This window comes from Kutzneria buriramensis, assembly GCF_003387475.1.
Taxonomy (GTDB): domain Bacteria; phylum Actinomycetota; class Actinomycetes; order Mycobacteriales; family Pseudonocardiaceae; genus Kutzneria; species Kutzneria buriramensis.
In genome coordinates this window covers 360,508-380,756 of sequence record NZ_QUNO01000004.1, presented here as the reverse complement: position 1 = coordinate 380,756, position 20,249 = coordinate 360,508, and the positions used below count along the sequence as shown (strand labels likewise).

Below are 20,249 nucleotides of genomic sequence, written 5' to 3'. Positions count from 1 at the left end.
GGCTGGCCGGGCTGCACCGCGGCTCCTCTCGTCGGCGTGACCAGCACCAGCGTAGTCGCCGGGTGTGACAGGGTGGATCCATGGGGCTGGACGTGAGGCGACTTCTGGAACTGCGCACCTGGCGGGCGTTCGACGTCGACGACGAGGGCCGGGTGCTGGCCGGCTCGGACGAGACGGGCCGGGTGCAGCTCGTCGAGCTGGCGGCGGACGGCACGGCGACCCCGCTGCCGCACCTGACCGGCGTGAGCACCGCGAAATATGTCAAGAGCGAGCGGGCCGTGGTGGTGGAGCACGACCACGGCGGCAATGAGCGCGGGCAGCTGTCGCTGCTGCGCATCGGCGAGGACGAGTTCGAGCCGCTGGTGCACGACGAGCGGTATCTGCACCGGCTGATGGGCGTGCTGCCGGGCCGGATCGTGTACGCCACGAACCGGCGCAACAAGGTCGACTTCGACATCCTGGTGCGCAACCTGTTCAGCGGCGCCGAGGAGGTCGTCTACGACCGCGGCGGCAACCAGTCCGCGGCGGCGCTGTCGCCGGACAGCCGGTTCCTGGCCACGACGGTGGCCGCCGACCAGGCGTACTCCACGCAGCTGGTGCTGATCGACACCATGCCGGAGACGGAGACCGACCGCGTGCGGGAGCTGACCGGCGCGGACGAGGAGGCCTACAACGGCCGCGTCGCCTGGCTGCCCGACAGCGGCGGGCTGCTGGTGACCAGCAACCGGGACCGGGAGTTCAAGGCGGTCGCCCGGGTCGACCTCGCCGGGACGTGGACCTGGCTGGTCGCCTCCGACCACCACGACCTGACCGGCTGGCTGTCGCCGGACGGCCGGAAGCTGTTGGTGCTGACCAATGTCGACGGCGTCGCACGGCTGACCGTGCACGACGGCACGACCGGGCGTCAGCTCGACGAGATCCAGCTGCCGGCCGACGGCTGGGTGTCGGATCCGCTGCCCGAGCCGGTGTTCTCGCCGAACTCCCGGTACGTGGCGCTGACCTTCAGCTCGCCGACGATCCCGATGGACGTGCTGGTGGTCGACCTGGAGTCGGCGAAGGTCACCCAGCTGACCGACACCGGGTCGCAGCTGGCCGGCATGGTGGAGCCGACGCACGTCCGCGCCAACGGCCAGATCCCGTGCTTCGTCTACGGCAGCGGGACGTCCGCGGTGCTGTTCCTGCACGGCGGCCCGGAGGGGCAGTCGCAGCGCCGGTTCGACGCGCTGGTGCAGGGCCTGGCCGCGGCCGGGCACGTGGTCGTCGTGCCGAACATCCGAGGATCCATCGGCTACGGCAAGTCGTACTACTCGGCCGACGACCGCCGCAAGCGGCTGGACTCCGTGCAGGACCTGGCGGTGCTGCACGACTGGCTGCCGTCGATCGGGGTGGACCCGGCGAAGGTCGCGCTGTGGGGCCGGTCCTACGGCGGCTACCTGGTGCTGGCCGGGTTGGCGTTCCTGCCTGAGCGGTGGGCGGCCGGCGTGGACATCGTCGGCATCTCCTCGCTCGTCACGTTCCTGGAGAACACCTCGCCGTACCGGCGGCGGGCGCGGGAGCGCGAGTACGGCTGGCTGGACCGCGACCGGGACTTCCTCGAGGAGGCGTCCCCGCTGAACAAGGTCGACCAGATCCGGGCGCCGCTGTTCGTGGTGCACGGGGCGAACGACCCGCGGGTGCCGCTGAGCGAGGCCCAGCAGCTGGCCGAGGCGGTGCGCGCCAACGGCGTGGAGTGCGAGCTGGTCGTGCACGGCGACGAGGGGCACCAGATGGCCAACCTGGACAACAAGCTGGCGACCTATCCGCGGGCCATCGAGTTCGTCACGCGCCGGCTGGCTTAGCGCGCTTCTCGATCGGCACCGCGCCGAGCTCCTCGGCCAGCATCTCCAGCAGCACGTCGTGCGGGTCCCGGCGGTCCACGAGCTCGCCGGGCTCCGGCTTGCGCGCGGCCTCGGCCAGCATCTGCTCCTCGGTCTCCGGCTCCGGCTCGGGTTCCTCCGGCTCCGGCGGCAGCGGGATGTCGTCGACCGGGGCCGCCGTCGGGGGCGGCGCGACCGGCGTCGACTGGGCCTCGGGCTCCGGCTGCGGGCGCGCGGCCTGGCTGGGCCGGACCGGCGCGGGCCGCTGCCGGGGCGGGGCCGCGACCGGGGCGGCCATCGCGCCCGGACCACCGCCGGCCTCGCCGTGCACGACGCGAACCTGCCACGACCCGCCGACGACCGAGCCGATCGCGGCGGCGATGGCGTCCTGGTTCTGGGCCGCCGCCAGCCGGCGGGCCAGCGGGGCCGAGGTGTGCGCGATGGTGACGTTGTTGCCGTCCACGGACTGCACAGCGGCGTTCATCAGCATGGCCTGCGTGGACTTGCTGGGGATCGCCGCGAGCAGCTGGGACCACAGGCGGCGCAGCGTCGCCACGTCCATCGCGCCGTCGCTCGCGGGGGCCGGCTCGGGTTCGGGCTGCTGCACCTGGACCGGCTGGGGCTGCGGGGGTTCCGGCTGCCGGGGCGCGGGGGCCTGGGCGACCGGCTCCGCGGCCTGGGGCTGAGGGATTTGAGCTGCCGGCGGCGGAGTCAGGGTGGGTTCGGGCGCAGCGGCCGGCTGGGGTTCCGCCGGCCGCTGGGAGGGCCGCTGGAACTTGTTCGCGACCGGCGCCTGTGCCTCCGACGACGGCGCGGCGACCGCACCGGCGGCCGCGACCGGCCGGTGCTCCAGCTGCTCGATCCGTTGCAGCAGGGCCGCGTCGGTGGCGCTGGCGGCCGGCAGCATCATCCGGGAGCACAACAGTTCCAGCACCAGCCGGGGCGCGGTCGCGCCGCGCATCTCGATCAGGCCGGCGTGCACGATCTCGGCGTACCGGGTGAGCGTGGCCGGGCCGAGGCCGGAGACCTGGTCCTGCATCTGGGTGAGCTCGTCCTCCGGCGCGGTGATCAGCCCGCGCTGGCCGGCGTCCGGCACGGCCGAGAGCAGCACCAGGTCACGCAGGCGCTCCAGCAGGTCGGCGGCGAAGCGCCGGGGGTCGTGGCCGGCCTCGACGACGCGGTCCAGCGTGCCGTACACGGCCGCCCCGTCGTTGGCGGCCAAGCCGCGCACCATGTCGTCGATCAGCGCGACGTCGGTGACGCCGAGCAGCGAGATCGCCCGCTCGTAGGTGACGCCCTCGTCGCCCGCGCCGGCCAGCAGCTGGTCCATCACCGACAGCGTGTCGCGGGCCGAGCCGCCGCCCGCGCGCAGCACCAGCGGGTACACCGCCGGCTCGACCTTCACGCCCTCGTCGCCGCAGATGCTCTCCAGCAGCCCGCGCAGGGTGCCCGGCGGAATCAGCCGGAAGGGGTAATGGTGGGTGCGAGACCGGATGGTCGGCAGCACCTTCTCCGGCTCGGTGGTGGCGAACACGAAGATGAGGTGCTCCGGCGGCTCCTCCACGATCTTCAGCAGGGCGTTGAAGCCCTGCGTGGTGACCATGTGCGCCTCGTCGATGATGAAGACGCGGTAGCGGGCCTCGGCCGGCGCGTAGAAGGCGCGGTCGCGCAGCTCGCGGGCGTCGTCGACGCCGCCGTGGCTGGCCGCGTCCAGCTCCACCACGTCCACCGTGCCGGAGCCGCCCGGCGCCAGGCCGACGCAGGAGTTGCACACCCCGCACGGGTTCGGCGTCGGGCCCTGCACGCAGTTCAGCGACCGGGCCAGGATGCGGGCGCTGGACGTCTTTCCGCAGCCCCGCGGCCCGGAGAACAGGTAGGCGTGGTTGACCCGCCCCGCGGCCAGGGCGGCCCGCAGCGGCTCGGTGACGTGATCCTGGCCGACGACCTCGGCAAAGGTCGCGGGCCGGTACTTGCGGTAGAGGGCGAGCGCCACGGGTACGACCCTACTGCGGTGGTCCGACAATCCGAGGCCGCGGGTGCGTCTCGGGGGCGTGAGGGCGGAGCCCCCACATCGGGGGCCTGGGGGTCGTACCCCAGATACAACGCCGAACGCCCCTGTCCGCGCTCTCCGCGGACAGGGGCGTCCCTAAGTTCGGGGACCCCGCGCACCTGTCAGAGCCCGCTTATCCTTGCTGCCTTCCGGCCCTGGGGAGGTTCACAGGATGGACACCGCACGAGGTCCACGTTCAGTGTAGCGGGTCGCCCGATCCGGTGCTCCGAGGGGCGGTGCCGTGCGATCGGGAGCAGGATGCCGGGCCATGGCGGAGGACACACGGCTTGAGATCGACATCGAGCTGTTCGGCGGTCCCGAGGACGGCCGGACGATCACGGTCCCGGCGCAGCGGGACGGGGTCCCGACGCTGCCGCGCTGGGAGTTCCCGCAGCTGCCCAAGGAACGCAACCGGGAGAAGCTGAAGGCGGCGCTGGCCTCGTCCCCGGTGATCGTCTACGAGCGGCCGGCCGAGCCGACCCGCGGCCGCTGGAAGTACGTCTACGCCGGCACCCGCGCCCGCAGCTGACCCAGCACGACCGCCGCGAGGAAGACGATCGCCGGCCCCACCACGCACCCGGCGATCGCCAGCCCCACACGGTTGCGTGCGCCCGCCCGCGCGAGGAGCCACACCGTGCCCAGGCCGATCGGCAGCGACACCACCAGCGCCGACACGGCCAGGGCGAGCAGGATCACGCCCCACGGCATGGTGCCGGCGTAGACCATCGCCACGATCACCCAGGCGAGATGCCAGCCGGTCACCGTCATGTAGACCCAGAACAACCTGTCCCCCACGGGTCCAGTGTGCCCGTTGATCCACCCGCAAGGCCCTCACCAGCCGTTTTGGCTGGTAAATAGCCCCTCGGGTAAGCTCCCACGCGGAGGATTCGCCTAGTGGCCTAGGGCGCACGACTGGAAATCGTGTTGGGGATTAAACCCCTCACGGGTTCAAATCCCGTATCCTCCGCTCGCGAGTGAGCGAGGTGTGCCGGCAGACAACGCCAGCCACCTCGCTCTCCGCTTTTCTGGGGCTCTCGCCCCAGACCCCAAGGCGGGCGGGCTGCGCCCCCACGCCGGACGGCCCTGCTGAGGCGAAATGTCAGACCCGCGTGCCAGGCTGGTGGGGTGACGGATCCGCTGAGCGTGCTCCTGGAGGGGACGGCAGCCCAGGCCCGCCGCCGGTTCGACCGGCGCAACGGGCGGCTGGGCAACTCCTCGACCGTGCACGCGGTGCATTTACAGCGGTGGCTGGGCGAGATGCTGATCCCGGCGCCTGGCTGTCACGTGGGCACCGGCACCTGGGACTTCACCCGGTTCGAGCCGACCAACGACCCGGTGACGTGCGGACGCTGCCTGCGGTCCCCGCAGGTCCGGCAGGCAGCGTCCGACCACGTCCCGCCGCAGCTGGAACTGGAGCTGGTCAGCCCCGAAGACAGCCGCTGACCCACTCCTCGACGCCGTCGGCGGTGATCGGCAGCGCCGCGGACAGCACGTCGGCGCCGGTCTCGGTGACGACCAGGTCGTCCTCGATGCGCACGCCGATGCCCCGCAGCTCCGGCGGCACGGTGAGGTCGTTGGGGTGGAAGTACAGCCCCGGCTCGACGGTCAGCGCCATGCCGGCGGCCAGCGTGCCCTCGTGGTACGCCTCGGCCCGCGCCCGGGCGCAGTCGTGCACGTCCAGGCCGAGGAAGTGGCCGACGCCGCAGACGATGTAGCGGCGGTGGTGCTGGCCGTCCGGGTCCAGCGCCTCGTCGACGGAGACGGGGAGGAGGCCCCAGTCGTGCAGGCCCTCGGCGAGCACCCGCATGGCCGTGTGGTGGAACGCCCGGTACTCGACGCCGGGACGCACGTCGGCCATGGCGGCGAGGTGCGCCTTGAGCACGAGCTCGTACACCTGGCGCTGCGGGCCGCTGAACTTGCCGCTGACGGGGAAGGTCCGCGTGACGTCGGCGGTGTAGTACGTGTCGACCTCGACGCCGGCGTCCATCAGCAGCAGGCCGTCCGCCGGCACGTCGCCGTCGCAGCGAACCCAGTGCAGCACCGGGGCGTGCGGCCCGGCGGCCAGGATGGACGCGTAGCCGGGGGCGTTGCCGCTGGTGCGGGCCCGCCGGTCGAAGGTGCCCTGGAGCCAGCGCTCGCCGCCGCCCTTGATCGCCATCGGCAGCTCGGCGGCCACCTCGGCGAAGCCGAGCACGGTGGCGTCGACGGCGGCCTGTAGCTGGCCGATCTCCCACGCGTCCTTGAACCGGCGCAGCTCGGCCAGCACCGTGCGCAGGTTGGAGCTGTTGCCGTAGCCGAGGGCGTCCAGCATCGGCTCCACGCCGCCGGTCGCGTTGACCGACGGGTGTTGGCCGCGCAGCAGCCCCGGCAGGTCCTCGATCCGGCGGCACGGCAGGCCGAGCGCCTCGCCCCACTCGGCCAGCCCGGGCACGGGGCCGATCCACAGCTCGCCGTCGCGGGCGCTGCCGAAGAACTCGGGGTCGCCGGGGCGCGCCGGTTCGCGCAGCAGCAGCACGGACTCGTGGCCGCCCGACACGGGCAGCATCAGCAGCACCGCGCCCTCGGCGTTGCAGCCGGTGAGCCACGAGAAGTCGCTGTCCGGGCGGAAGTCGTAGTCGGTGTCGTTGGCGCGGACCGGGGCCCGCCCGGACGCCACCGCGATGCGCTGCCCCGGGAACTCCGCGGACAGCCGCGCCCGGTGCGCGGCGGCGGCCTCGCGGGCGCCCGGGGTCAGCCGGACCTCCCGGGCGGCGTCGCCCCAGCCGGTTCCGACCGAGGTCCGGAATCCGGTCGCCTCGACCAGCCTGGACGGGTCGCGCCTCGCCGGCCGATCAGTCATCACGAGCACTCCTCACAGCGTGAACCCGTTCGGGAACGGGTCGGTTGGGTCCAGCAGGTACTGTGCCATGCCGGTCAGCCACGCGCGGCCCTCGATCGTCGGGGTCACGCCTCGTGACGTCTCCGCTACCAGCCGGCCGGTGAACCTGGTGCCCAGCAACGACTCGTTCACGAAATCGGTGTTCAGCGGGAGCTCGCCGCGGGCGTGCAGCTGCGCCATCCGCGCGCTGGTACCGGTTCCGCACGGCGACCGGTCGAACCAGCCGGGGTGGATGACCATCGCGTTGCGGGCGTGGCCGCCGTCGCGGCCCTCGGCCACCAGTTGCACGTGCTTGCAGCCGGCGATGCCGGGGTCCTCGCGGTGCACGGGCCGGCGCTGCGCATTGATAGCGTCCATGATGGACAGACCGGACGCCAGCATCCGGTCTTTCTCCTTGACGTCGAAGGGAATCCCGATCGAGTCGATCGGCAGGATGGCGTAGAAGTTCCCGCCGTAGGCCATGTCGTAGCGGACCTCGCCCAGGCCCGGCACGTCGACCACCGCGTCGAGCTCCTGCGCGTACGCCGGCACGTTCTGGAACCGCACCGACTCGGCGCGGCCGTCGCGCACGGTCACCTCGGCGACGACCAGGCCGGCCGGGGTGTCCAGGCGGATCGTGGTGACCGGCTCGGTGACCTCGACCATGCCGGTCTCCACCAGCACGGTCGCGACGCCGATGGTGCCGTGCCCGCACATCGGCAGGCAGCCGGAGACCTCGATGTAGAGCACGCCCCAGTCGGCGTCCGGGCGGGTCGCCGGCTGGAGGATCGCGCCGCTCATGGCGGCGTGCCCGCGCGGCTCGTTCACCAGGAACTGCCGGATGTGGTCCATGTTCTTGACGAAGTGCTCGCGCCGCTCGGCCATCGTGGCACCGGGGATCGGCCCGACGCCGCCGGTGACCACACGCGTCGGCATGCCCTCGGTGTGCGAGTCGACGGCGGTGAAGTACCTGCTCGCGCGCATCGTCAGGCCACCCGCGCCAGGTCGGCGTCCAGCCGGGCGCGGTTGGCCTCGGTGAGCGGACCGCGCGGCGGCCGGCAGGGCCCGCCGTAGCGGCCGATCTTGTCCATCACGTACTTGATGGCCTGCACGAACTCGGTGCGCGAGTCCCAGCGGAACACCGCGACCAGCCGCTCGTACAGCTCGCGGGCCTCGTCGAGCCGGCCCTGCGAGGCCAGCGTGAACAGCTCGACCGACTCCGCCGGGTAGGCGTTGGGGAAGCCGGCGAACCAGCCGGTCGCGCCCATCAGCACGGCCTCCAGCAGCACATCGTCCGCGCCGGCGATCACCGCGAGCTCCGGCGCCTGCTCACGGATCTCCAGCACGCGGCGGACGTCGCCGGAGAACTCCTTGACCGCCAGCACGTTGTCGATCTGGGCGATCTCACGCAGCAGCGCCGGCGTGAGATCCACCTTGGTGTCGAACGGGTTGTTGTAGACCATCACCGGCAGGCCGACCGACGCCACCGCTTCGAAGTGGGCCACCACCTCCGCGTCGTTGGCCCGGTACATGGTCGGCGGCAGGCAGAGCAGGCCGTCCGCGCCGTCCTCGGCGGCCAGCTCGGCCCAGCGTTTCGCCTGGTGGGAGCCCGGCGCGTGGACGCCGACGACCACGATGCCGTCGTCGCCGACGGTCTCGATCGCGGTCCTGGCCACCGACCGGCGCTCGTCGTCGGTGAGGGACGAGTACTCGCCGAGCGAGCCGTTCGGGCCGATGCCGTGGCAGCCGTTGTCGATCAGCCAGCGGCAGTGCTCGGCGTACCGGTCGTAGTCGACGCTGAGGTCTTCCTTGTACGGCAGGGCGGTCGCGACGACCACTCCATCGAAGATCATTGCTCCTCCACGGGATTGGCGGCGAGGTCGCCGAGCGGGATCGGGGTGGCGATCGGCCGGCGGGCGAACGTGGTGGGATCGAGGTCGAGCAGGTCGGCGACGGTGGCGCCGCAGATCCGGCCCTGGCAGGGGCCGAGGCCGGCGCGGCTGGCGAGCTTCACCGCCCGGGTGGCGGTGGCGCCTCTGCCGGTGGCTTCTTGCAGCCTGTGGCGGGTGACCCGCTCGCAGCGGCAGATGATCGTGTCGTCCGTGAGCCAGGACTTCCAGCCGTCTTTGACGGCATACACCCTGGTCAGGGCATCGGCGAAGCGCCGGTCGACGGTGAGGCCGAGTTGCACGCCGGCCGCCGCGGCGCCGGCGATGACACCCTCGTCGGCGGCGAGGTCCGCGCCGCCGACGCCGGTGATCTCGCCGGCGGCGAAGATCCACGGCACCGAGGTGCGCTGCTGCTCGTCGACGGCGACGAAGCCGTCGCTGAGGCGGCAGCCCGCGGCGATCGCGAGTTCCAACTGCGGCACGAAGCCGTAGCCGACGCAGACCGCGTCGACGGCGATCCTCTTCTGCCGCAACGGGTTCCAGTTGTCGTCGAGCTCGGCGACGGTGACCTCGCGAACCCGGTCGTCGCCGTGCGCGGCGATCACGGCCGTGCGCTCGCGGTAGTGCCGGGCGACCTTGGCGTACCGAGTCAGTTCGAGAAGCTTGCGGCGGCCCGCGAACAGGGCTGTCGGTTCGCGGAGCCACCTGTGGGAGGGCGAATTCGCCTCGAAGACCCGCACCTTCGCGCCGACATCGAGGAGCGAGCTCGCCACCGGCAGCAGGAACGGCCCCGTTCCTGCGACGATCACGTTGCGGCCCAAGGCGATTCCCTGGCCCTTGGCCATCGCCTGCGCCGCGCCGGCGGTGTAGACGCCGGGCAGGTCCCAGCCGGGGAACGGCAGCGTGCGGTCGTACGCGCCGGTGGCCAGGATCAGCTTCTCGGCCGTCACGACGCGAGATCCGGTGAGGTGCAGGCGGTTGTCCTCGATCGCCCACACCGTGGTGTCCGGCAGGTGCCGAACCCGCTCGTGGGCGACGCGGATCTCCTTGGCACGAAAGGACTGCCGGTGGTACTGGCCGCCGATCCGCGCAGCCGAGTCGATCAGCAGCACGTCCTTGCCGGCGCGGGCCGCCGTGACGGCCGCGTTGACGCCGGCCGGGCCCGCGCCGACCACGACGATGGTCATCGCGTGATCACCTCGTCACCCTCGCGCAGAACCCGCTGGCACGCACGAACATCTGGCACGTCGTTGACCGTGACCAGGCAGCCGTGGCAGACGCCGATGGCGCAGAACACGCCCACGTTCGGCACCACTGCGGCAATAGTCCGGCCCGGTTCGACCGTCGCCGGCTCGCCGTTGATCGTGACGTTCATGCCGCCAGCCCCGGCCGGTCGACCCGGAACGGCTTCGGGTCGACGTGCGGTTCCTGGCCGGTCATCAGCTCCGCGAGCAGCCGGCCGGTGGCGACGGCGAGTCCGATGCCGGCGCCCTCGTGCCCGGTGGCGTGCCAGAGGCCGGGAACCCGGGGATCGGCCCCGACGACCGGCAGGTGATCCGGCGTGTACGGCCGGAACCCGCCGTAGGCGCGCATCACGTTGACGCCCGCCAGCCTGGGAAAGAGCCGGATCGCCTTGCGGGCCAGCTCGCGCAGGACGTCGACCTGGATCGTCTCGTCGAAGCCGACGCGCTGCCGGCTGGAGCCGATCAGCACCGTGCCGGCCGGTGTCGACTCCACCACCGTCGACGTCTGGAGATCGGCGTCGCCGCTGGCCACCGCGCCGACGTAATCCGCGTCGTACACCTTGTGCCGCACCAGATCCGCGACCGGCGTCGTCACCAGGATCAGGCCGCGCCTCGGCAGCACCGGCAGCGGCGCGCCGAGCTTCGACGCGAAGTCGCCGGCCCACGGTCCGCAGGCGTTGACGATGTGATCGCACGCGATAGTGCCGCTATCGGTTACCAATGCGGACTTCGTTGCACCAGTCGCGGTCACGCCGGAGAGGAGCCGGCCGCCACGCTGCCGTACGGCGGACAGCAGCGTGGTGGCCAGCAGCACGGGTTGCACCTGGCCGTCCTCGGGGTAGTGGACGGCCGTGGTGATCTCGCGGGTCAGGTTCGGCTCCAGCTCGAACGCCTGCTCCGGGGTGATCTCGTGCGCGGTCACGCCGGCGGTTCGCTGCCGCTCGGCGAAGTCCCGCAGCGGCCGGGGATCGGTGGTGGCGACGACCAGCCCGCCCTTGGGCTGCCATTCCACATCGGACAGCTCCGGCCCGAGCTCGTCGGCGAGCTTGGCCAGCAGTTCCGGGAGCTGTCGGCGGGCGGCCTGGGCCAGTTCGAGCTCAGGCCCCGGTTCCTTGTCCGAGACGAGCACGTTGCCCTCGCCGGCGCCGGTAGTGCCGGCGGCCGGGCCGCTGCGGTCGACGACGGTGACCGTGGCGCCGGCCGCGCTGAGCGCCTCGGCGCAGGCCGCGCCGATCACTCCGGCGCCCACCACCACAACGTGCACGGCCACCACCCTCGTTCGTTAAAATGAACGCTACGCGTCGGGGGTGGCGCAGGTCAAGGCCGGCGGCCCGGCGTCGGCGGGGTACTGGAGCAGCAGCACCGACAGCACCGGCTCGTCGACCGCGCGGTAGATGTGCGGACGGTCGGCCGGGAAGCTCACGTAATCGCCGGGGCCGAGCTCGTAGGGGTCCTCCGGCGGGCCGATCAGCAGTCGGCCGGTGACCACCGTGACGTGCTCGATGCCGGCGTGGCCGTCCGAGTGCTGCTGCTGGCCGGGGCGGACCCGCTGGTCGTAGACCTCGAACACGGTCTCGGTGACGTCCAGCCGGCGCAGCATGCGCAGGTCGACCGCGTTGCTGCTGAGCACCTCCAGGTCGGCGGAGCGGATCAGCACCACGTCCGGGTCGCCGCGCAACGTCAGCAGCGTCGACACCGGCACACTCAAGGCGTTCGACAAACTGAACACCGTCTCGATGGTCGGGTTGCCCGCGCCGGACTCCAGCTGGGACAGCGTGCCCTTGGCGATGCCCGACCGGCGGGCCAGTTCGGACAGCGACAGGCCGCTGCGCTCGCGCAGCACCTTCAGGTTCGCCGCCAACACCTGGCCGGCCCTCGGCTGAGTCACGTCCCCAACAATGACATGAGGGGAGCGCTCGGGCTGAGCGCTCCCCTCACGGAACTGCGGTGTTACTTCGCCGGCGGGGCGAAGCAGTGGGCCAGGTCGAGCAGCTCGTCCAGGAACTCGTTCCCGGTGCTCGGCCGGAATCGGACCACCTGCGGGTCGTGATCGCTGGCCTGGTCGGCGAACTCGGCGTTGACGTGCACCACGTCGTACTGCACGCCGCGCGGCGCGGTGCTGACCAGCAGGTGGTCGAGCACCTCGGAGTTGCCCTGGTAGACGTAGCTGTAGCGCTGGTCCGCGGGCAGCTCGTTCACCAGGTCACGCAGCTTGCCGCCGGCCGTGAGCGTGGCCACCGTCGGCGAGAACTGCATGTCGTTGAAGTCGCCCGGAATGACGATGTTCGCCTTCGGGTTCACCGCCAGGATCTGGTCCACGAACGCCCGCAGCGCCGCCGTCTGCTGCGCGCGCTGCACCTCCGAGGAGCGCACCGGCGGCTGGTTGCGGCCCACGTCCGGCTGGTCGCCGAGCTTGGACACCAGGTGGTTGCCGATCACGATGACCTCGCGGCCCTGGAACCGGAACTCGGCGGCCAGCGGCTTGCGGCTGGCGTTCCAGGCCGGGTTGGTCGGGTCGACGCGGCCCGGCGAGATCGACAGCTCGGCCTGCCCGTGCTTGTTCACGATCGTCGTCGCGGTGGTCGCGTCGCCGCCCGGACGGTCCACGAGGGACACCCGCTTCGGGTTGTAGAAGAAGGCGATCCGGATGTTGCCGCCCGGCTGGCCGCCGTCGGCGTCGTTGGTCGGATCGATCTCCGCCCACTTGTACTGCGGGCCGCCCGCCGCCACCACTGCGTCGGCGAACTTCGTCAGCGTCTGGTCCGCCGCGACCGTGCCGTCGTCGGTGGCACCCGAGTTGTCCTGGATCTCCTCCAGCGACACGACGTCCGGCGCGGCCAGGTTGTGCACCAGGTTGCCGGCGAGGCGGTCGAACTTGGCCTGTGGGTCGGTCGGCGCCAGGTTCTCCACGTTGTAGGTGGCCACGGCGAGCTCGTCCACGGTCTGCTTGGACGTCGTCTCCGGCTTGATGCCGCCCGAGACATAGCTGCCCAGCTGCGTCGCCTGCACCACGTAGCCGCCGAACTGGGTGTAGTCCAGCGGGCCCGCGGTCGCGCCCGCGAGCTTGTCGCCCACGTTCGCCTTGGGGAAGGGCGTCTGGGAGAACGGGATCAGCGACTGCACCTCGAGCCGGCCCGAGTTGTTGTCGTCATAGCCCAGGTACACCGTGCCGCCGCGGACGCTCGGGTTCTGCGTCGGCTTGGTGGTGACGTACAGCTCGTTGTACTTGTCGGTCGGGCCGACCACGCGGGCGTCGTCCACCTCGACCCGCATGCCCTCGCGGGACTCGAAGAAGTCCAGCGCGTACTTGTCCGGCTGGAGGTCCAGCGACTCGATGTTGCCGCCGGTCGGGGCGAACGCCGTCGGCACCGTGTCCGGGCCGAGCACCTCGGCCGCCGGCAGCGGGTTGCCGCTCGACACCACCGTGATCGTCGGCGAGTCGATCTCCGTGTTGGACTGGTAGAGCGACTTGGCGCCGGTCTCGTCCGGGTAGAACTCCGACACCTTGCCGGCGACCTTGATCGAGTCGCCCGGCTGCACCGTGACCTTCGCCGATCCCGTGTAGACGAAGATGCCCTCGCTCGTGCGGGGATCGCTGTCCGGGTTCGGGTCCTGGAAGAAGAAGCCCTGGCTGGAGCCGAAGGAGCGGACGCCCGTCACGATGCCCGGCACGTCGACCACCTGCTTGCCGACCAGCGGCGAGAGGCGGGTCGTGCCCTGGATGTCGTGGATGCGGGCAGGCACCCCGGTCGGCGGGGGCGTGCCGCCCGGCGCCGTCTCGCCCTTGCTGTTCGTCGGGGCCGGCGTGCCGGCGGTGAAGTCCGCCGCGTTGTTGTCGGTGTCGCCCGCCGCCCGGGTCACCGCCGTCGTGTTGCTCGCGGCCGGCGCACTCGTGCCCTCGACCACCACCGCGCCGCCGAAGCCCACCAGGTCGTGCACCCGCGAATCCGCCGCGCAGTCCGCCGCCGTCAGGCAGGTCAGCGGGTCCTTGCCCGAGACCAGCGCCACCGTGCCCGCCGTCGCCGACATGTTGATCGTGCCCGTGGCGTCCGGTGTTGGCAGGGCCATCGTGCCGCCCGTGCCCTTCGCCTCGCCCACCAGGTACTTCGCGCCCGGGGCGATGCTGCCCGTCAGCGGCGTCGTCTGCCAGGTGCTCGTCGCCTTCGGCGCCGCCGGCAGGTACTGCACGCTCCAGCCGTCCACCGACACCGCCGTCGCGGCCCGGTTCGCCAGCTCGACGTAGTCGGAGGTCAACGTGGCGCCGGAGTTGCCGCCGCCCCCGTATACCTCGGCGATCAGGGCATCGGCACTCGGCGCCGCCGAGACCGGCGCCGCCGTCACGACGAGTCCGGCCGACAGCAGCGCGGTCACCGCCGTGCCGGCCAGGGCTCTACGGCGGTGTGGGGATGGGGTCACCCTCGTCCTCCTAGCTCAGTGGTCGGGGCATCCTCCCCCGGTTGAGTGAACGAAGGGAGGCTTTTGCGCAACGGTTACCTGGTAGTACGAACGGCCGTCACGCTTGCTGCGCCGTTCGCACCAAGGTCGGATGTTTCCGTCATATCAGGCGGAATCGCGCTTTACCGTCGCCGCATGAAGTGGCTGGCGATCGTGCTGACGGTGGACGCCTTGTGCGCCCTCGTCGCGGTTGTGCTGTCCTGGATCCCCGCCGTCGCGCTGCCGATCACCGAGCCCGAACTGGTGGCCTTCTTCGTGCCGGGCGCGATCGCCGTGCTCCTGGTGTCGACGTTGCGTGGCCGCCGATTGAAGGTGCTGGCCGCCGTCGGCCTCGGCTGCCTGTTCGCCAACCTGCCGTTCAGTAATCCGCAGCTCATCGACGGCCAGTGGGTGTCGAACAACCACGGGCACAAGACCTATTACACCGCCGCCGAGGCGGCACAGATCCACTTGGCTTGGCCGCGGTCAGAGGCCGGGTTCGCGGTGTTCTTCCTGGCCATGCTGGCCCTGCACTGCCTGATCGCGCTCAACGTCGGCCCCGAGCCGGCGGAGCCCGAGCCCGACGAGCGCCGCACGAACATCACGCTGCACCGGGATATCGACAACTCCCCGCCGCAAGACTGAGCACAGGCGTAACAGTCCTGGTTCGAATGCCCGCTGTCTCCGCCGCGGCCCATCCGCGCATCGCACCTCGCGCTCACCGCCCGGCGCTGGACGCGGCGTAGTGCTCCGCCAGGGCCGACCGGTCCGGTTCGCGTCCCTCCGGAACACAGAGCGGGCGTCCGTCCAAGGCCGCATAGTCCTCGTAATGCATCAGACGAGGGTCGACGACGATCGCCAACCGTTCCGGATCGACGGCTACCAAGCCCCGGTCGAACAACGTGTGGATGTCGGCGCGCAACAACAACCCCTCCTCCCTGCGGTGCCGCTGGTGCTCGGCGAATCCACGTAGGTGCGCGGCTTCCAGAGCCTCCTCCGGGCACGGCCCGGTCACTGCACAACGCAGCCCGTACCAACGCAGCAACGTTCTGCGGAAATCCCCCTGGCCATTACGCACCGAGACCGTTGCCGACCTCGTCCCGCCGCGGATCTCCCGGGCTTCCGGTGTCGGTGTGTCGTTCGGCTGCGGCAGCGGGACAGCGAGCTGCCCGAGCAGTTCGGCCGCCCGGTCGGCATCCAAGGGGCGGATCGACTGCTGCATGGCCCGATTGGTGGCCAGTTCCTCGATGTCGGCTTTGGCAATTGCGCCGTCGAGCGAGTACCACGTACCGCCGTAGTGCGCGGTGTAGACGGTCACCTCGATCTCGGCGGTGGCCGGTTCGTCGAAGGTGTGGCGGCAGTCGAGACACAGGTAGCGGGGCGTCTGACGGGTACGACTCTTGAAACCCGTCCGCCGGCAGTCAGGGCACTGTCGGCGGATCTTCGTCCGGTTCGGCTGCACCTCGATCCGTTCCACGCTGGCCGTCCCGAGCGCCATCTCCCGGTCGCGCAGCAAGACCAGGTCGCCCTCGGCCAGCTCGGCATGATGGGCGACCGTCGAGTCGTACGTGTACGTCGCGCCGGTGACGTCGGCATATCCGTCATTGCCCTGGAAGTCCCGGCTGCCGCTCAGCGTCAACAGCGACCACGCCCGATGGGCGCGACCTCGTGCCGGCGCCGGCAGGCCCGCCGAACGCAGCAGGTCGACGAGGTCGATCTCGGTGAGATACGTGTCGGTCAGGTGCGCCACGAACTCCCAGGCGACGTCGCGGTCACTCAGCGCCGACTCGGCCCGTTCGCTCAGTCCGACCAGGCCGTCGGCCAGGGTCCAGAGCTCGGACAGGCGCAGGTCGACGATCGTCTTCTCGGCCGATCCCGGCACGCCGTATCGGGTGAGCAGCGACCCGAGTCGGGCCACGTCGAACTCCGCGCGGGTCCCCAGGCAGTACTGGCAGACGGCCCAGACGAGCGCGAAGGCCTCCGCCTTGCTCGGATCCTCGACCGCGCCGAGCAGCTCGCCCGGCTCATCGTCCGCAACGTCCGCGTCGATCTTGAACTGCAGACGCTCAAGGGTTGCCGCGACGGTGCGCCGGCCACCGCTGAAGTCCGACGCGCGCAGGAAGCGGCCGGTGGCATACCCGTGCGCGACACCCACGATCGCCTTCGAGTCGTAGCTCCGTCCGTTGTGGACGAGAAAGTACGACCTCGCTCCCCTGAATCCGTAGCGACGCAGGAATGCGGACCGCTCGATGTCGTCGTACTCGGCAATCGCCCGGAGCACGTCGTCCCGTGTGATGTCGGCAAGGCTCACGACAGCAGGTTAGGGGGCGCAACCCGTCAGTTCTGCCCGTCCGGAGGAATCGCACCGATCCGCGTATCCGTAGCCTTTCCTCCCGTGGACCTCGAGTCGCTGTGGACCGCCCTGGACGAACACCTGCTACCGCTGCTGCTGGACTACCGTGGCCGGCTGTCGGCGCTCGACGTCGTCGAGAAGTCCGACCGCACGCTGCTGTCCGAGGCGGACATCGCGGCTCAGCGCATGATCGTGGACACAATTCTGGAGCACTACCCCGACTCCGGGTTCGTCGCCGAGGAGGACGACGAACAGTTGCCCCGTACGGGCTCCCCGACCTGGGTCGTCGACCCTATCGACGGCACGGCGGAGTTCCTCGCCCCGGGCTCCCGTGAGTACTGCAGCGTGGTGTGCCGGCTCGACGAGGGACGCCCGACGGGCGCGTACGTGCTGGCCCCCGAGCTCGCGACCGGTGGCGGACCGGTCCGGGTGCACTGGGCGGGGCAGGTGCAGGTGAACGGTTCGGCCGCGGTCGCGATGCCGACGCCGGACGTACCGGCCCGGGCCTCCGTGACGCGCAGCCGCGGCACTGACGCGCGTCCGTTCGAAGCGGAGCTGGACCGGATCGGCTCGCGCGTGAAGCTGCGGACGACGTCGCAGACGCTGGACATGTTGCGTACGTCGATCGACGTCTCGGACGTCACCGGCGCTCCGCAGGAGCAGTTCGACGTGTTCTACCGGGCCTCGCAGAAGATCTGGGACGGGGCCGCGGGCATCGGGCTGAGCACGGCGATGGGGCGGCTCGCGGTCGGTACCGACGGTGAGGACCTGTTGCCCTTCGGCGAGGATCTCCTCGCCCAGCGCGAGCCGACGCTCGCGGGTTCCCTCGTGGGCGCGCCCGGCTGCGTGCGCTGGCTCGTGGAGGCCATGCGCTCGTGAACCGGGACAGCGCGATCGTTCTCGACGTGACGTCGTTCATCAGCGCCGAGGAGTTCGTGCTGTCCCAGAATCACGGCACGGAGCCCGCCGATCCGTTCGCACGGCAGTGCTACGCGGAAGTGGTCCAGTCGCTGATCTTCTTCGACCACGTGTTCGTCCCGCATCCGACCCTGCTGACGCCGGGTCCCGAGGACTTCGGCGAGCACCCGCGCCTGCTCCGCAACCTGTTCGCCCTCGGAGTGGTCGAACCGCTGACTTTCGACCAGACGGAGGGCACAAGCCTGCGACGCGTCGAAAGTGGAGTCCTCGACGCGCTGAAGACAGACGGTGTGCTGTCGTTGCTCAGCTTCGTGGACAAGACCGCCCGGTGCGACCGTGCACAGCGGGAGCGCGGCGGCACGGACCCGATGCTCGCCAGGATCACCGACTGGACCGCCTTCCAGGCCGCCCGTGTGCACCCCTATCAGGGTCCGAGGATCGGCACTCCGGACGGCGTGGAGGCCGATCAGCTCGGGGACTGGGCACGCGCGTCCGCCTCGGCGCTCGAGGGTCAGCTCCGCAAGGTGCTTCCGGAGCCGGACTCACAGGTGAGGCTCACCGCGACTCTCGTCCGATCGCTGAAGTACACCGCGCGAGCGGACGTGAAGAAGTTGACCTATCAGCCGCACCCGCTCCGCCGCGACTTCTGTCTGACGTTCGACATGACTGCGGGCGGGGCGTCCGACAGCGAGGTGTTCGATGTCATCCGGGAGATCAGGGGCATCCACCGGACGCTGCGCGACGCTGCTGGGACGGCGAACGACAGCAGGTTGCAGCTGCTTGAACTCGAGCTTCCGCTGCTGGGTGGTCGACTGTGGACGTCGCGCGAGCGTGGACGTCACACCGACGACAGATGGCTCGAGTTGGCTTGCGGGCGGTTGGACGAGTACCGAATCCGTGCCACGGACCTGCGACGCGCGGTGTCGCGGTGCATCTGTGAGGAGGACAAGCTACGGCTGCGCGTCGAGCTCGATCACGTGTGCCGGCAGCTGCTCGAGAGACTCGGCCTTAGCTCCACCCAGCTCAACGAGACCGAACGTGAGCTGGTCCGTGGGGTCGCGTCCGTGGCGGACAGCGCGATCGGAGTTCCCGTGGTGAGTCCGTTGCTCATCGGTGGACGCACGCTGGGCCGTCGACTAGCCGCCTCAGGAAACGCGTACCAGAAGTTCGTCTACCGCGAGTTCGTCGGTGCCTGGCGACGCACCGACTTCTGACGACGAATGCCACCACACGTCAGAGCCCCGGCAACCTGGTTCGGTTGCCGGGGCTCTGAGCAGCGGTGGCGGTGGGATTTGAACCCACGGAGGGTCTCCCCTCACACGCTTTCGAGGCGTGCTCCTTCGGCCGCTCGGACACGCCACCGGTAAGAACATTACAGGAGCCGTCGCGCCGGCCGGCACGCGGGGCTCACTTGCGGTGGAGCCTGGCCTTGAGGTCGTCGACGACGGCGCCGGCCTTGTCGAGCAGGTCGTGGCCGGCCGCCTTGGCCTTGCCGACGAACTGATCCTTCTGGCCCTCGGCCTGTAGGTTCTCGTTGCCGGTCAGCTCGCCGACCTTCTGCTTGGCCTCGCCGATCAGCTGCTCGGCCTTGTCCTTGGCCTTGTCGAACACGCTCATCAGTGCCTCCCTGTGCGACCGTCCCCACAGGGATGCCCGGTCGGAGCCGGACAAAACGGGACAGTTAGCCAGGTCACGGTCGGTGGGCGGCGAAGAAATCGTCCATCAAGGCGGCGCATTCGGCCTCGAGCACGCCGCCGCGCACCTCGGGCCGATGGTTGAGCCGACGGTCACGGACGACGTCCCACAGCGAACCCACGGCCCCGGTCTTGGGCTCCCACGCCCCGAACACGACGCGTTCGACCCGGGCCAGCACCAGGGCGCCGGCGCACATGGTGCACGGCTCGACGGTGACGGCGAGGGTGCAGCCCTCCAGTCGCCAACCGTCGCCGAGCTCGGCGGCAGCGGCGCGCAGGGCGAGGATCTCGGCGTGAGCGGTGGGGTCGCCGAGGCGCTCCCGGGCGTTGCATGCGGAGGCCAGCTCCCGGCCGTCGCGGTCGATCACGACGGCGCCGATGGGGATGTCCTCGCCGGCCTCGCGGGCGACCCGGATGGCCGCCCGGATCAGCTCCTCGTCACTGCTGGACACGGTCGACCAGCGCCGCGAACTCCGTGCTGAAGCCGCAGCGCTGGGCGATCATCTGGAGCTGCTCGTCCGGGTAGAGGTCCACCTCGTCGACGATCACCTGCAACTCGCCGTCGGGCAGCCCCAGGTCGGCGAGGATGGCCAGGTCGCCCTCCGGCCACAGGCCGTCGTCCTCGTCGTCGGGCGGCTCGACGCGCAGCAGGTCCAGCACGTCGGCGGCGATGTCGTAGTCCAGCGCGGCGGCGGCGTCGGACAGCAGCAACGACACGCCGCCCGGGCTGGGCCGCAGCAGCACGAAGAACTCGTCGTCGACGTTGAGCATGCCGAACAGGGCCCCGGTCGACCGGATCTTCCGCAGCGCGGTGATGGCGGCGTCGAGCTCGCTCAGGGTGGCCAGTTCCAGCGAGCTACAGCGCCACTTGCCGTCCTCCCGGACGACGGCGACACCGAAACCACTGACCGGCTCGTGCACCGACATGTGCACACCGTATGCGCACGGGCCGGT

The 20,249-nt window shown here is 71.0% G+C and carries 20 protein-coding genes, 2 tRNA genes and 1 other RNA gene; 7 read left to right on the top strand and 16 right to left on the bottom strand.

All coding sequences use genetic code 11. The features are described 5' to 3' along the window. The first annotated feature begins 80 nt into the window (after positions 1-80). The gene (locus tag BCF44_RS13825; protein ID WP_116174628.1) at positions 81-1,838 is read left to right on the top strand and encodes a S9 family peptidase; all 1,758 of its coding nucleotides are present in this window, start codon (positions 81-83) and stop codon (positions 1,836-1,838) included. Here the strand turns inward: BCF44_RS13825 and BCF44_RS13820 are convergent. Both BCF44_RS13820 and ffs read right to left on the bottom strand, forming a co-directional pair. Continuing rightward, entirely contained in the window at positions 1,819-3,849 is a 2,031-nt protein-coding gene (locus BCF44_RS13820) for a DNA polymerase III subunit gamma and tau (RefSeq protein ID WP_116174627.1), read from the bottom strand. The genes BCF44_RS13825 and BCF44_RS13820 overlap by 20 nt on opposite strands. Positions 3,850-4,006: 157 nt before the next feature. Continuing rightward, positions 4,007-4,101: signal recognition particle sRNA small type (gene ffs / locus BCF44_RS13815), an RNA gene on the bottom strand. A gap of 73 nt (positions 4,102-4,174) precedes the next feature. Between ffs and BCF44_RS13810 the strand changes: the two genes are divergently transcribed. After that, positions 4,175-4,435, top strand: coding sequence for a hypothetical protein (locus BCF44_RS13810; RefSeq protein WP_116174626.1), 261 nt, complete (start codon positions 4,175-4,177; stop codon positions 4,433-4,435). Here the strand turns inward: BCF44_RS13810 and BCF44_RS13805 are convergent. After that, positions 4,408-4,701 carry a hypothetical protein gene (locus tag BCF44_RS13805; RefSeq protein WP_116174625.1) on the bottom strand — a complete coding sequence of 98 codons (294 nt, stop codon included), beginning with the start codon at positions 4,699-4,701 and terminating at the stop codon, positions 4,408-4,410. The two genes, BCF44_RS13810 and BCF44_RS13805, sit on opposite strands and share 28 nt — an antisense overlap. An 85-nt stretch (positions 4,702-4,786) precedes the next feature. Here BCF44_RS13805 and BCF44_RS13800 point away from each other — a divergent pair. Together BCF44_RS13800 and BCF44_RS13795 are read left to right on the top strand one after the other, a co-directional pair. Further along, positions 4,787-4,873, top strand: a tRNA-Ser gene (locus tag BCF44_RS13800). Between the two features lie 158 nt (positions 4,874-5,031). Continuing rightward, positions 5,032-5,349 (top strand): hypothetical protein, encoded by a 318-nt coding sequence (locus tag BCF44_RS13795; protein WP_116174624.1) that lies wholly within the window; start codon positions 5,032-5,034, stop codon positions 5,347-5,349. On the opposite strand, the gene BCF44_RS13790 is transcribed toward BCF44_RS13795, so the two are convergent. From BCF44_RS13790 to BCF44_RS13755, 8 genes are all read right to left on the bottom strand, one after another. Further along, positions 5,327-6,745 carry an aminopeptidase P family protein gene (locus BCF44_RS13790; RefSeq protein WP_116174623.1) on the bottom strand — a complete coding sequence of 473 codons (1,419 nt, stop codon included), beginning with the start codon at positions 6,743-6,745 and terminating at the stop codon, positions 5,327-5,329. The genes BCF44_RS13795 and BCF44_RS13790 overlap by 23 nt on opposite strands. Before the next feature lie 12 nt (positions 6,746-6,757). Then, positions 6,758-7,747, bottom strand: coding sequence for a proline racemase family protein (locus BCF44_RS13785; RefSeq protein WP_116174622.1), 990 nt, complete (start codon positions 7,745-7,747; stop codon positions 6,758-6,760). A gap of 2 nt (positions 7,748-7,749) precedes the next feature. After that, positions 7,750-8,616 carry a dihydrodipicolinate synthase family protein gene (locus BCF44_RS13780; RefSeq protein WP_116174621.1) on the bottom strand — a complete coding sequence of 289 codons (867 nt, stop codon included), beginning with the start codon at positions 8,614-8,616 and terminating at the stop codon, positions 7,750-7,752. Continuing rightward, a complete protein-coding gene (locus BCF44_RS13775; protein WP_116174620.1) occupies positions 8,613-9,839 on the bottom strand; it encodes an FAD/NAD(P)-dependent oxidoreductase in 1,227 nt (408 codons plus the stop codon). The genes BCF44_RS13780 and BCF44_RS13775 overlap by 4 nt, the downstream gene beginning before the upstream one ends. Further along, positions 9,836-10,027 (bottom strand): 2Fe-2S iron-sulfur cluster-binding protein, encoded by a 192-nt coding sequence (locus BCF44_RS13770; protein WP_116174619.1) that lies wholly within the window; start codon positions 10,025-10,027, stop codon positions 9,836-9,838. The genes BCF44_RS13775 and BCF44_RS13770 overlap by 4 nt, the downstream gene beginning before the upstream one ends. Further along, positions 10,024-11,151, bottom strand: coding sequence for an NAD(P)/FAD-dependent oxidoreductase (locus tag BCF44_RS13765; RefSeq protein ID WP_211353031.1), 1,128 nt, complete (start codon positions 11,149-11,151; stop codon positions 10,024-10,026). Before BCF44_RS13765 ends, BCF44_RS13770 begins: the two co-directional genes overlap by 4 nt. A 39-nt stretch (positions 11,152-11,190) precedes the next feature. After that, entirely contained in the window at positions 11,191-11,784 is a 594-nt protein-coding gene (locus BCF44_RS13760) for a helix-turn-helix domain-containing protein (protein ID WP_116174618.1), read from the bottom strand. Positions 11,785-11,846: 62 nt separating this feature from the next. Beyond that, positions 11,847-14,312 carry an endonuclease/exonuclease/phosphatase family protein gene (locus BCF44_RS13755; protein WP_246015013.1) on the bottom strand — a complete coding sequence of 822 codons (2,466 nt, stop codon included), beginning with the start codon at positions 14,310-14,312 and terminating at the stop codon, positions 11,847-11,849. Between the two features lie 174 nt (positions 14,313-14,486). Here BCF44_RS13755 and BCF44_RS13750 point away from each other — a divergent pair, with 174 nt between their 5' ends. After that, positions 14,487-14,975, top strand: a complete 489-nt coding sequence (locus tag BCF44_RS13750; protein WP_116174617.1) for a hypothetical protein — start codon at positions 14,487-14,489, stop codon at positions 14,973-14,975. Between the two features lie 73 nt (positions 14,976-15,048). Here the strand turns inward: BCF44_RS13750 and BCF44_RS13745 are convergent, their stop codons facing one another. Next, entirely contained in the window at positions 15,049-16,641 is a 1,593-nt protein-coding gene (locus BCF44_RS13745) for an HNH endonuclease (RefSeq protein ID WP_116174616.1), read from the bottom strand. 84 nt (positions 16,642-16,725) lie between these two features. On the opposite strand from BCF44_RS13745, the gene BCF44_RS13740 reads away from it, so the two are divergent. Beyond that, on the top strand, positions 16,726-17,562 hold the full coding sequence (locus BCF44_RS13740) for an inositol monophosphatase family protein (RefSeq protein ID WP_116174615.1): 837 nt from the start codon (positions 16,726-16,728) through the stop codon (positions 17,560-17,562). Continuing rightward, on the top strand, positions 17,559-18,815 hold the full coding sequence (locus tag BCF44_RS13735; RefSeq protein ID WP_116174614.1) for a hypothetical protein: 1,257 nt from the start codon (positions 17,559-17,561) through the stop codon (positions 18,813-18,815). Before BCF44_RS13740 ends, BCF44_RS13735 begins: the two co-directional genes overlap by 4 nt. A 63-nt stretch (positions 18,816-18,878) precedes the next feature. Here BCF44_RS13735 and BCF44_RS13730 read toward each other — a convergent pair. From BCF44_RS13730 to BCF44_RS13715, 4 genes are all read right to left on the bottom strand, one after another. Beyond that, positions 18,879-18,963, bottom strand: a tRNA-Ser gene (locus BCF44_RS13730). A gap of 45 nt (positions 18,964-19,008) precedes the next feature. After that, positions 19,009-19,218, bottom strand: a complete 210-nt coding sequence (locus BCF44_RS13725; RefSeq protein WP_116174613.1) for a CsbD family protein — start codon at positions 19,216-19,218, stop codon at positions 19,009-19,011. 73 nt (positions 19,219-19,291) lie between these two features. Then, positions 19,292-19,747 (bottom strand): nucleoside deaminase, encoded by a 456-nt coding sequence (locus BCF44_RS13720; protein ID WP_116174612.1) that lies wholly within the window; start codon positions 19,745-19,747, stop codon positions 19,292-19,294. Next, positions 19,734-20,222, bottom strand: coding sequence for a tRNA adenosine deaminase-associated protein (locus BCF44_RS13715; protein WP_116174924.1), 489 nt, complete (start codon positions 20,220-20,222; stop codon positions 19,734-19,736). The genes BCF44_RS13720 and BCF44_RS13715 overlap by 14 nt, the downstream gene beginning before the upstream one ends. Positions 20,223-20,249 lie beyond the last annotated feature (27 nt).

Coding starts and splice junctions, on each gene's coding strand:
- BCF44_RS13825 (WP_116174628.1), top strand. CDS start 81: ATGGGGCTGGACGTGAGGCGACTTCTGGAACTGCGCACCTGGCGGGCG.
- BCF44_RS13810 (WP_116174626.1), top strand. CDS start 4,175: ATGGCGGAGGACACACGGCTTGAGATCGACATCGAGCTGTTCGGCGGT.
- BCF44_RS13790 (WP_116174623.1), bottom strand. CDS start 6,745: ATGACTGATCGGCCGGCGAGGCGCGACCCGTCCAGGCTGGTCGAGGCG.
- BCF44_RS13785 (WP_116174622.1), bottom strand. CDS start 7,747: ATGCGCGCGAGCAGGTACTTCACCGCCGTCGACTCGCACACCGAGGGC.
- BCF44_RS13780 (WP_116174621.1), bottom strand. CDS start 8,616: ATGATCTTCGATGGAGTGGTCGTCGCGACCGCCCTGCCGTACAAGGAA.
- BCF44_RS13775 (WP_116174620.1), bottom strand. CDS start 9,839: ATGACCATCGTCGTGGTCGGCGCGGGCCCGGCCGGCGTCAACGCGGCC.
- BCF44_RS13770 (WP_116174619.1), bottom strand. CDS start 10,027: ATGAACGTCACGATCAACGGCGAGCCGGCGACGGTCGAACCGGGCCGG.
- BCF44_RS13750 (WP_116174617.1), top strand. CDS start 14,487: ATGAAGTGGCTGGCGATCGTGCTGACGGTGGACGCCTTGTGCGCCCTC.
- BCF44_RS13725 (WP_116174613.1), bottom strand. CDS start 19,218: ATGAGCGTGTTCGACAAGGCCAAGGACAAGGCCGAGCAGCTGATCGGC.
- BCF44_RS13715 (WP_116174924.1), bottom strand. CDS start 20,222: ATGTCGGTGCACGAGCCGGTCAGTGGTTTCGGTGTCGCCGTCGTCCGG.